The sequence below is a fragment of the Streptomyces sp. NPDC048275 genome (genome assembly GCF_040652275.1).
GTDB lineage: Bacteria > Actinomycetota > Actinomycetes > Streptomycetales > Streptomycetaceae > Streptomyces.
In genome coordinates this window covers 1-1,829 of sequence record NZ_JBEZLR010000242.1, presented here as the reverse complement: position 1 = coordinate 1,829, position 1,829 = coordinate 1, and the positions used below count along the sequence as shown (strand labels likewise).

General features: G+C 61.0%; 1 protein-coding gene. It reads left to right on the top strand.

Annotated elements, in window-relative coordinates; translation table 11 throughout:
- Positions 1 to 661 precede the first annotated feature (661 nt).
- The gene (locus AB0D57_RS47640; protein ID WP_362088760.1) at positions 662 to 1,465 is read left to right on the top strand and encodes a fibronectin type III domain-containing protein; all 804 of its coding nucleotides are present in this window, start codon (positions 662 to 664) and stop codon (positions 1,463 to 1,465) included.
- Positions 1,466 to 1,829: the final 364 nt, after the last annotated feature.

The following is a 1,829-nucleotide window of genomic DNA, read 5'->3' as shown; positions in this document are numbered from 1 at the left end:
ATCCGCCAGGCCGGATGGACAAACATCGCCGCCGCCACCGACCACTATCGGTCACGAACCGACCACGCACTCCAACTACTCGATCTTGAAATCTGGGAACGCATCAGCCCTGGCCCGCGCTGCCGGACGGACATCGAGTTGGGAATCCTCGAGTAATACCCCGCCGGTCACACAAATTCCTGCATCATTCAACTATTAATGCGATTCTGCCTGCCGCCGGACCGTCTCCGAGATGCGCGAGAGTTGCCACGGTGGGATTCTGGTGATACGGGCTACATCGAATGCTCCCGTCGGCGCCGCGATGGTGTCCCCCCGAGTGGTGTAGCGGCGATCACAGTGAAAGCGCAGGTCGTCGGCTGGATTAAGTACCCGCCGACTGCGCGGGTCTGACGGTCTGTCGGCAGGGGAGCACTGCGGCGCGGCGTTGCCGATGGTGACGCGACTCTCGCCAAGGCCAGCCCCGTGAGCCTCCGCGCCCGTCATCGCGACCACACCCCTGCCTGATGGGGAGTCAGGTGACCACGAGTTTCGGGCTGACTGATGGTGTGCGCGACCTGCATCTTCGCCGTGATCGCGGCTACACCACATGGTGGCACATGGTGGGACGTGACCGGCGCCACGGTGCCCTTCGAGCTGGGTGCAAGATGTGTGAGGTTTAGAGATGAAGCTTGGACATGCTATGGCGGCTGCGGTTCTGCTGACTCCCATTCTGTTCGTGGGTATGACGGAGCCTGCTACGGCACGCAACACTCACGCTGTCGTTATCGCAGGGTCTTTGCATGTGGACGACTATGGAGGAGATGATGCGGTCCGCTTTTTCAGAGAAGTGGTCAACCTTACACATGATAAACCTAAAGCGTGGCCAGTCATCGAGCAGTGCGCCGGCGGTGAGACAAGGGGCACTCTGTCTATCGAGCTGCGACTCAACAACTCCGAAACGCTTTACGCGAGGCCAGGGCTATACCTGCACGAGGAGTCGACCTGCAACAATAATGACCTCGACGGAATCCAGCTCCCTCGGTCCCGAACAATCGCCATGGGTAAAGAGGTGAGCTGGCACCTAATCGAGCAGAATGGAGAGCCACTTTCGTACGATAAGGTCACGGCGAGTTTTACCGTGACTCATACCATCGGAGCTGACGTTGGACGCCCGAACGAACCTTCGGGCGTGATCGCCGAGGTGCTCCCCACTCGCGGCCTTTGCGCAGTTTTTGGAGCGAACTGCAGAAAGACCGTTACCGTGACGTGGCAGGACAACGCCTCCAATGAAACCGGTTACGAAATCCGCAATACCGAAATCCGCGAGACCCAGCCTCAAACGACCGTACGCCTGGCGCCGAACACCACCAAATTCTCATGGTCCGACCTGGACCCAAAGGTCAAGCATTGCTTCCAAGTCAGGGCGGTCGGCGACCGGGGTCCCTCAGACTGGACACCCGTAGGCATCGAAGTGGAGTGCGCGTGACGGGTCGGCGTGCCCTCGGTCTCCGACGTTGGCGACGGGGACATGCGCCTTCGTCTTCGGCAGCTCGTGCACGTCGGCCTCAGCGTCCTCGCCGCGGGAGGCTTTCGCGTTGGCGACGGACTCATTCAGGGCGACCATCAGGTCCACTAGCTGGCCCGGCCTGGTCTCCGGCTCGGGCATCTCCGGCAGCTCACAGTCCTCCCGCTTCGCCTCGATGACCCGCTGCAGGGCCTAGGTGTAGGCCTGGGTTCCACGCCTGACGGCAGTCATTGACCTCATGTGTTCAGCTGAGGCCGTGACCTGACGCTCCGGCGGAAGAAGGGTGCCTCCCACCTGCGATGATCTGGACTGTCTAGATCAAAAC

Coding starts and splice junctions, on each gene's coding strand:
- AB0D57_RS47640 (WP_362088760.1), top strand. CDS start 662: ATGAAGCTTGGACATGCTATGGCGGCTGCGGTTCTGCTGACTCCCATT.